The 530-nt window shown below is 33.8% G+C and carries 1 protein-coding gene; it reads left to right on the top strand.

The annotated features are described in order from the left end of the window. Nucleotides 1-414: hypothetical protein (locus tag NF27_RS12680; protein ID WP_039459526.1), on the top strand; the 414-nt coding region annotated here is incomplete at its 5' end. Between the last annotated feature and the right edge of the window lie 116 nt (nucleotides 415-530).

Below are 530 nucleotides of genomic sequence, written 5' to 3'. Positions count from 1 at the left end.
AAGGAAAGAGAGAAGATAAGGGAAAAAGAAATTATAAAGTTTAGAGAAGAGAATATCCGTAAGGCAGAAGAAAGAAGGAAAGAAGAGATTATAGAAATAAAGGTAAAGAAAATAGCGAATGAACTTAGAAGTAAGGCGTTAGCTGAACTAGAAGATCGTTGGGGTAGGGCAGGGGAAGAGAAGGCAAGGAAAGAATTTGAAGAATACATGTTTAGTGATAGAGAGGAATATGAAGTTGTAGATCCTTTCAAGGAAGAGTTTAAAAGGCAAGGTTGGGGAATGGTTTTTGCTGAATATGTATATACCCAATTTAAGTTGCATCATTACATACGAAAAAGTGAAGAAGCTTTTATAAATACAGCAACAAAACATATTGGGTTAATGTGTGCTCATAAAGACAATATTGCTATGTAAGTTAAAAGGGCAGTATTGCGAGAAATGAAATATGAAGGTAGATATAAGGTAAGGCAAGCAACTTAATAATTAGCTATATGAAAAAGTACAAGTCTGTAGATTTCAAATGACGTCAC

Source organism: Candidatus Jidaibacter acanthamoeba, from assembly GCF_000815465.1.
GTDB classification, from domain to species: Bacteria; Pseudomonadota; Alphaproteobacteria; order Rickettsiales; family Midichloriaceae; genus Jidaibacter; species Jidaibacter acanthamoebae.
This window is presented reverse-complemented; position numbering and strand designations above follow the sequence as displayed.